Origin of the sequence: Bacteroides sp. AM54-2NS (genome assembly GCF_003602935.1) — a bacterium.
In the GTDB taxonomy this organism is placed as follows: domain Bacteria; phylum Bacteroidota; class Bacteroidia; order Bacteroidales; family Bacteroidaceae; genus Bacteroides; species Bacteroides xylanisolvens.
In genome coordinates this window covers 1-7729 of sequence record NZ_QTMZ01000090.1, presented here as the reverse complement: position 1 = coordinate 7729, position 7729 = coordinate 1, and the positions used below count along the sequence as shown (strand labels likewise).

The window sequence follows — 7729 nt, the reverse complement described above, 5'->3', positions numbered from 1 at the left end:
GGCATGAAAGCTCAAAAAAAAGTCGGCAGAAAGAAAAGGCCATCCCGGAAAGGGGTTTTAAAAAAAGGTCTTTAAATCTAGCTGAAGCATAAAATTAGAAGTTTAACAATCCCAAAAAACAACGAGTTATGTCACGAGTACACTATTTAGAAGGAGATTATGAACAGTTAGTTATTAATGAAACGATAGACGGTCTTTTTTCCAGTTATCGTATAGACCGCAATTCATTGCCAAAAGGATTTTTCCTTTATGAGATTAGATGGGATGACAGCTTATCTTCATTGGCAGAGATTAGCCCCTCTGTGGTGGTGAATCATGCAGGTTCATTCATTACAAAGTCACCCCTTGAATTTGATGCAAACAATAGCATACGGATAACCTATACCAATTTTATCGAGTTCTGCCAGTTTGGTGAGTGGGCTTATGAGAAACTGGCTGTATTGGATTGTAATTCCGGTAATGTTGCGGTGATAAGCCCAGACAGGAGATTGCAGACCACTGAAGAGATTGAGATTTTTTTGAGTGGGCATTGTGGCTATCATCTGAGTGAGATTAATTGGATGGTGATGAAAGGCGATGTGCTGTTTTTGAACGAGAACGATTTTTAATGAGTATAACCGTAACTGCCTCTTGGAATGGGGCAATTACATAAAATATTATAAGTATGAAGTGGATAGATAAGATGGTAGAACGCATTACCCGAAAAGAAACTGCTTTAAATGACCACTTTTGTGTAAATCGGCATACGGTTGTATGTCAGAGTGGTATGACTGATTATGTTTCTGTAACGATTGATAATACCGATGGTTTTGATTTCGATTTTTGGACAAAACAACTTTGTTTTGAGAAGGACTGTAAATATCGCTCGGAGATAAAAGCGGCTTTTGATAAAATCTATGGCACAAGGAATATAGAATGTTGTGAATAATGAAGTCAGAAAAGTATGATACCAAAGGAGATAATGAAACTTTATGAAAAGCTTGCTTTCAGTCGGGGATATGAAGAAGCCTTTCGGGATTTTTTGGATGTTTGTCTTTACTATTTGTCTGTCGGGATGTTGGCGGAGGATTATCGTAGAGTGGAAAAAAGATATAAGCCATATGAAATGGAACTTTTTGTTCAAATGTTTTATAGGGTGTCTGAATATTCGGAAGGATTTTGCGATGTCTTGGGAGATATGTTCATGGAGTGTGTCAGTCATGGGAATAACGAACAGTTCTTTACCCCGATACACGTTGCTGATTTGATGGCATGTATGGGGGGAAATAGGCTGAAACCTAAACAGTCGGTCTGTGATTCGTGCTGTGGTTCCGGCAGGATGCTACTTTCCGCTGTAAAAAAATGTGCGGAAGAGAATGATGGAGGAAGGCTTTTTTGTTATGGCTCGGATATAGATTTGATTTGTGTAAAGATGACCGTTGTCAATCTGATGATGAATAGCGTACCCGGTGAAGTCGCATGGATGAATACATTGACAATGCAGCATTGGAGAAGTTATCATATAGATTTACAGCTGATAGCCGGAGTATGGTTGCCTATTTTAAAGATAACGGAAGCAGGTGACACTTCTTTTATTAGGAAACTTGAAAATGCAATGGAGGATAATTCTGAATTGAAGAGGTCGATTCAGAGCAACGCAAGGGCTACGCAGCTGACTTTTGATTTTTGACAAGATAAATATGTAAAAAGGATTTTGGTATGAAAGCAATAAGAACAAAAGAGGTGAATGAGAACGTCAAAGCGGCGAACAGTTGTTTGCGTAAAGCGAAATGGCAGGCTAAGGAATTGGCTGTTTTTACAGGTGAAGTAGTGCGTCTGATGGATAAGGAAGGGCATTCTCTACAAGGGTTCTTTAATCGGGTGGAGTTTGTTCTGGTGGACGGCACTATTAAATTCCGTGTAGTTATAAATCCTATTCTTGAATGTGAGAACTGTATAATGGCTTCTTGCCATGAAGACTATCTTTATGAGGTGGTCTCGGTGGAAAAGTTTACCTATAAAAATTATAGGTATCATTTGTAATGATATTGTATTTTAATGATTATAAACTGATTTATATTATAACAATGATGGGCAAAATTAATAATATTCCCGTTTTGAATGAAGATGTTATTCGTTTGGTTGTACTCAATGAGGAAATTATTGGGTATATCTATCCACGAAGGACTTCTTATGTGGTGGCATTGGAGATAAAGCCGGGACGTACTACCTCTTTGGCTACATCTGTCAATAAACAATGCATGGTTTTGTTGAGTGATAAGGTTCGTTTGGCCACGGAACAGGATTTCGATGATTTTCATATATGCTTTGATGGTTTCAGAAATAACACTATGTATTGTTATAATCAGGGAACGGAACCTATATACCTTCAATGAAGCACATTCTCCCTTCTTTTGGATTAGGGAAGGGAGGGTATTTTGCTGTCCGCTACTTTTTGGCAAGCACCCCAAAAAAGTAGCAAAAAACGCTTGGAGTTACTGGTAATCCCATTAATTTGCGTTCACGCAGTATTCTTTCCCACCCTCCCCTTCATCGGAATGACTGTTCTCATTCCCGGTTTACCCGTAATCATCCGCTATGCGGCTGATTATGGGTAAACCGGAAAAGAGAAGTTCCAAACGTGGGCGGGATTGCAATGGTCATCATCCGGAGCTTCGGCATTGCCGAAACAACCTCCTTCTTCCGTATTGCAGTCCCTTCCTTTTACCGTTTGTCCCGGCAGTCCGTTGCTAACCCGTTCCCCCCTGTCACTTGTGGCAGGGAGATAGGAGTATGGTTTTGCTTGCAAAACCGTATGGCTTGTTTTACTTTCCGTACTGCCCTTTTCCTTGTTTTCTGCCTCCCCTAATGTGCTTTTTTCATAGCTCCATCTGAGATCCTTTGTTTTTGAACGGCAAATTTATTTCGGTGGATGGATACGAAAGAGTTCCGGTCTTCGCCCTTTGTCCCGAAAAAATAACGCCGGACGGCTTCGCTGTCCCCAACATTTTTTGTCGTCCAAAACTTTTCTTAATCCCTCCTTCCTTATTGATGCGTGCCGTAAAAAAAAGGCTCATAAACTCAGATGGGGCATGAAAGCTCAAAAAAAAAGTCGGCAGAAAGAAAAGGCCATCCCGGAAAGGGGTTTAAAAAAAGGTCTTTAAATCTAGCTGAAGCATAAGTTTAATTTTAATAGATAAAAGACTATGGCACATCAGAGTAAATATCCTAGTTTAGACAGACAATGGCATAAGATGATGTTTTCTTTCTTTGAGTATCTTCCTATGCAATATCGGCAGGCAACGGAAAGAGAATGGCAAATTCGTAAGATGATATGGAGTTTTAAGGATGGAAAAGCTTATTTGAATATAGCTTGGATGATAGCGAATAAGTTACATCAAGTTTTTGGTGATGATGTTAAGAATATTGTTTTTGCTTGTGTTCCGGCTTCTTCCGCTGATAAGAATGACTTCGTTATAAGGGGTTTGCTTCGGCTGTGTGTAAGTTTTCAGGTGCTATCAATGCGTATGAACATATACGTGTCAGTGGAGATCGTTTGGCTATTCACGAGAAATTTGACAGCAAGTCGCTTCAAAAAGTACAAGTGATAGAATTTGACAAGGACTTTTTTCGGGGTAAGAAAATCTTGGTATTTGACGATATTTTAACAAAAGGGTTTTCGTATGCTCGTTTCGCATGTCAGTTGGAAAAAATAGGAGGTGAGGTTTTGGGAGGTTTCTTTTTAGGTAAAACAGTTGTCCGTATGTTATAAGATGAAAGAAAAAGAGAGTTATATAGAGAAGCAGAAGGATATCTTTGGAGATACTACTTGGTTCACTTATCGTTATGAGGTGAATGGAATGGTGTATGAAACTTCGGCAGGTTCGTTGGATATATGTAGAAAGGCACGTGATAAATGGATGAAAATGATGTCCGTTGCTTTTACCGGTCATAGAACGATACGAACAAATAAATATGCTTTGTCCGTATCGTTGAATGAAGAGGTACGTTTCTGCTATGAGAATGGAATCCGTTTTTTCTATATTGGTTGTGCGGTTGGATTTGACATGATGGCTGCTCATACCGTACTTGAACAAAGGAAACAATATCCCGATATGGTTTTGGTGGCGGTTGTTCCTTATGTCGGGCAAGATGTGTATTTCAACAAAGAGGACAAACAGAGGTATGCTGATATTTTGCGCCAAGCCGACAAGGTGGTAGTTCTATCCGAATATTATTATGCCCAATGCTATGCCCACCGTAATGATTACATGATTTCACACGCCTGTAGGCTGATTGCCTATTGGGATGGAAAATCTGCCGGAGGAACTTCTTATACGTTTAACAAGGCACAAAAAAAGAAATTGGTGATATACAATCTGTTTTGATTCAGATTGTATATCGTTGTTTTCCAGCGGTATGATCAAACGTGGCGATGTCATACTGTCTGGTTGCTGTAAGTGCTAATACTTCCGATGCAAAAGAGAAAGACACAATAAATATGAAAAGCAATGATAGATGAATTTTACTTAATTGTTTTACCTTTGTAAAACATTAGTGTCCCATTAAAATTGGGACGAATTAAAAATTAAATAAACTTGGCCCATTTGGTCCGAATCGTTCTTTGTCATTTTGAAATTTAGTTTTATCAAAGAGGTCTCTCAGATGAGTCTTATCAGTCAATGAGATGCTCAGTATTTGTAACACTTCATATGTACTTCTGTTCAGTTGCATATCGTGTTGAATGATTGCCACCAAACAGTAAGCGCATATAGCAGCATATATCTGTATTCGAACAGCATTCTCTGTAGTTCCCCAAAATCTTTTGATTTTAAGGTGCTGCTTGAGCCATTTGAAAAACAGCTCTACCTGCCAGCGATTTTTATAAAGTTCAGCAACTTGAAGCGCAGATATATGCATCGCATTGGTTATGAATGTAAATTCTCGTTCTTGTTCTTCATCCCAATATTTAACCAATCTAAGTGGCTCTGGATAATATTGTTTAGGATAGAATCCTGTCAGAAATACACTTGCGTCTGAAAGCACATTCTTAGGCAGCCTACGTTTCCATTGGATGGATTTGTACCCGAGATTCTTTTTTGCTCTGACAACAAAGTAGGCTTCAATTTGATGAATTTTATACAGTATTTTGAAGTTGTTATAACCGCGGTCAAAGATGTAATAAGAGCTTGGTTCATAAGGAATTTCAATCATAACTTTAGAATCGTGTACGGATGCTTCCGTGATATGAAAGAATGCAGGAATCTGTGTTTCCACATCATATAATGTATGCACTTTGATACCACCTTTCTTTTTGCGGAATTTTGCCCACCAAAAGACTGAAAGGCACAGGTCAATAGTAGTCGAATCGAAAGCATAAACGTTACCGCCAAGTTTGAAAATATGATTAGCACACTTTTGTCGTGCTTCGCTAACCAGGTAGTAAGCATATTCTTCAAAGATGTGATAGTCTCTATCTTGATTTGCTCTTGCCAGCGATGACTTTGATACATTTTTACCCATTCCTAAATGATAACATTTGGAATGATGAGCTTCAAGAGCAACTATCAAATCTCGCAGACTTTCACGATTAGAAAGTTGACCAAACATCAAAGCAAGTAGTTGATTCCAGCAGGTGAAGTGCTTCACATATTTATCACCATCATACTTGGTGACTATGCGGTTAAACTTACTTCGATTCAGAAATGAAGCCAATTGAGCGAAAACGTATTTGTCTTGGAACATATGCCATCGGATTAATCTGATGCAAAGCTACAAATTCAAGTCCGTTCGCTCGGAAAATCGCTGTAACTAACTAAATTTCAAATATTTCAAAGAACTCTTTTAGATTTTAATGGGACAACAATGTTTGTAAAAGGTAAAACAATATGCGTTTTTCAGATACAGAGAACAATATGACCTTTTGCATAGGTGTGTGTTGGTTAGGAACTCCAAATATGGAGTCGTTGCAGAAAATAATGATGAACTTGAATATTATTGATAAGGATGGAAACAATGGAAGCTAATGAACTGATGCGATATGCCTATGAATTACTGCAAGGGCATTCGAATGAAGAATGTGCCCGAATATTAAGAGAAGTGGTGGCCGAGTGTCAGGTGTGTATAAAGAACTGTGAAGAAGGTGTTTTCGAAAATATGCTAAAGTAATAACAACAAGAATATGGAAATTACTCATAAAAATCAAGGAGAACTTGACTCAACCATGCTCCCATTCGTGATGAGAGAGCTGGTAGAACTGGTCATGAAGAAAAAGGCATTGCCTTTAGGCGATGCACTGTATTATATATATTCTTCCAAGTTGTATAAATCTTTGCTGGATAAGAGTACCAAGTTATGGTATTCAAGTACATTGTCGCTTTATGAAACATTGGAGAAGGAAAAAACAGAAGAAAAACGACGGTATAACGGTGACACGAAGATCCTGCTTTTCAAGATGTTCTGCATTGAGAATTATAGGGAGGAAAAGAAACAAAGTGCGGAAGAAACCTTGTTGTTGTTTTCGGACTATGGGGTTTTTGATTTTTTGGATGAGACTTTTGAAATGCTTCATACCCAAGACCCCGAATATATATTAGATACTATAACGACTTATATCAATAAAAGAAAATGAGACTATTTCATGGATCTACAGTTACCGTGAAACGCCCTAATATACAGAAAGGACGGAAGGCTACGGACTTTGGGAAGGGATTTTATACGACAACCAACTTTGAACAAGCAAAAAAATGGGCTTTGTTGAAGAAGAACAGGGAACAGAGCGAAAAAGCAATCGTCTCTGTTTATGAAGTTCCCGATGATATTCTTGATAGGGAATATCCGGTTCTTCGGTTTATGGGTGCGACAAAAGAATGGCTGGAGTTTGTTGTCAACAACCGCAGAGGAAGAGAAAACGGTGACTATGACCTAATAATGGGGCCTGTCGCAAATGACCAGTTATATGCGACAATTCGGCTTTATGAACAGAGAGTTGTTACGGCTGAAGCCGCTATTGAGATGCTGAAAGCGCATAAGTTGTTCAATCAGCTTTCATTTCATACGGTAACAGTCGCTTTGTTGTTGAAGTTTGTTGAATCAATTGAAGTGGGGTAAAGAATATGTGAAGTGAAAATAGGGGGAAGTTTATCCCCCAATGGTAAGGTTGTTTTTTGCGTCCACTTAGTTTTTTCCCACCCACCCTTTCAGCGGAGTGACTGCCCGGCAGTCTGTTGCTTACCCATATGTCCTAGCCTTTTAGGGCTGTAGATAGGTAGTTGGATATTTCGCTGCCAAATCGGCAGTCCGCTTCAATCGTTTGCTTGCTTTTCTCCGAGTGGAGCCTTTCTGCTTTTCCGGTGGTGTAATCTTCTTTTATTGGAAACAGGTGTAGTGGCTGTATGCCTGTGTGGTTATGTTCTCCCGCAGAATCCGCAAGTCAGTTCTTCCGTTGCAGCTTTTCATTTTATCGTGCAGTCACTTTTTTCGATACGTGGAATATGATATGCTTCATTCTTCGGCTTCATTTTTTTAAAAGGAATTGCAGATGTTTCTTCCGGTGTGTCGATAGGCGGCTGACCATCTTTTCGGGATGTGCCATGCTTGCTGTCTAACCGGTTGTTTTTTGCATCCTTTCCAAACCTGTTACTGATTTTCAAGTTTTGTCTTTTTCATATCATTTTTTAGGGAAGTCAAATCATTTTCCGTTGCAAATATAGATTGTTGCTAACCCCTTTTACGGGGATAAGGGGACGAT

The 7729-nt window shown here is 39.0% G+C and carries 12 protein-coding genes and 1 pseudogene; 10 read left to right on the top strand and 3 right to left on the bottom strand.

The features are described from left to right. Positions 1-128: 128 nt before the first annotated feature. From DXA05_RS25360 to DXA05_RS25340, 5 genes are read left to right on the top strand one after another with little or no spacing between them, the layout of a single operon-like run. Positions 129-608, top strand: coding sequence for an LPD28 domain-containing protein (locus tag DXA05_RS25360; protein ID WP_005868767.1), 480 nt, complete (start codon positions 129-131; stop codon positions 606-608). Positions 609-664: 56 nt separating this feature from the next. Further along, entirely contained in the window at positions 665-928 is a 264-nt protein-coding gene (locus DXA05_RS25355) for a hypothetical protein (RefSeq protein WP_005868765.1), read from the top strand. A 15-nt stretch (positions 929-943) separates the two neighbouring features. Next, positions 944-1669: an N-6 DNA methylase gene (locus DXA05_RS25350; protein WP_117463329.1), complete on the top strand. Its 726-nt coding sequence runs from the start codon at positions 944-946 to the stop codon at positions 1667-1669. 29 nt (positions 1670-1698) lie between these two features. Continuing rightward, the gene (locus DXA05_RS25345) at positions 1699-2022 is read left to right on the top strand and encodes a hypothetical protein (RefSeq protein ID WP_005868762.1); all 324 of its coding nucleotides are present in this window, start codon (positions 1699-1701) and stop codon (positions 2020-2022) included. Positions 2023-2066: 44 nt separating this feature from the next. After that, positions 2067-2375: a hypothetical protein gene (locus tag DXA05_RS25340; RefSeq protein ID WP_224263218.1), complete on the top strand. Its 309-nt coding sequence runs from the start codon at positions 2067-2069 to the stop codon at positions 2373-2375. Between the two features lie 212 nt (positions 2376-2587). On the opposite strand, the gene DXA05_RS26610 is transcribed toward DXA05_RS25340, so the two are convergent. After that, positions 2588-2788, bottom strand: a complete 201-nt coding sequence (locus DXA05_RS26610) for a hypothetical protein (RefSeq protein ID WP_008782408.1) — start codon at positions 2786-2788, stop codon at positions 2588-2590. A 397-nt stretch (positions 2789-3185) separates the two neighbouring features. Between DXA05_RS26610 and DXA05_RS25330 the strand changes: the two are divergent. Both DXA05_RS25330 and DXA05_RS25325 read left to right on the top strand, forming a co-directional pair. Continuing rightward, positions 3186-3751: pseudogene (locus DXA05_RS25330) on the top strand (phosphoribosyltransferase). Between the two features lies 1 nt (position 3752). Then, positions 3753-4367 (top strand): SLOG family protein, encoded by a 615-nt coding sequence (locus DXA05_RS25325; protein ID WP_005868759.1) that lies wholly within the window; start codon positions 3753-3755, stop codon positions 4365-4367. Positions 4368-4560: 193 nt separating this feature from the next. Here the strand turns inward: DXA05_RS25325 and DXA05_RS25320 are convergent, their stop codons facing one another. Then, positions 4561-5724, bottom strand: coding sequence for an IS4 family transposase (locus DXA05_RS25320; protein WP_005868407.1), 1164 nt, complete (start codon positions 5722-5724; stop codon positions 4561-4563). Positions 5725-5985: 261 nt separating this feature from the next. On the opposite strand from DXA05_RS25320, the gene DXA05_RS26605 reads away from it, so the two are divergent. From DXA05_RS26605 to DXA05_RS25310, 3 genes are read left to right on the top strand one after another with little or no spacing between them, the layout of a single operon-like run. Continuing rightward, positions 5986-6147: a hypothetical protein gene (locus tag DXA05_RS26605; protein ID WP_007564662.1), complete on the top strand. Its 162-nt coding sequence runs from the start codon at positions 5986-5988 to the stop codon at positions 6145-6147. 13 nt (positions 6148-6160) lie between these two features. Continuing rightward, positions 6161-6610 carry a DUF3791 domain-containing protein gene (locus DXA05_RS25315; RefSeq protein ID WP_005868755.1) on the top strand — a complete coding sequence of 150 codons (450 nt, stop codon included), beginning with the start codon at positions 6161-6163 and terminating at the stop codon, positions 6608-6610. Continuing rightward, positions 6607-7089, top strand: coding sequence for a DUF3990 domain-containing protein (locus DXA05_RS25310; protein ID WP_005868753.1), 483 nt, complete (start codon positions 6607-6609; stop codon positions 7087-7089). The genes DXA05_RS25315 and DXA05_RS25310 overlap by 4 nt, the downstream gene beginning before the upstream one ends. A gap of 344 nt (positions 7090-7433) precedes the next feature. Here the strand turns inward: DXA05_RS25310 and DXA05_RS25305 are convergent, their stop codons facing one another. After that, positions 7434-7631: a hypothetical protein gene (locus DXA05_RS25305; RefSeq protein WP_007564664.1), complete on the bottom strand. Its 198-nt coding sequence runs from the start codon at positions 7629-7631 to the stop codon at positions 7434-7436. Positions 7632-7729: the final 98 nt, after the last annotated feature.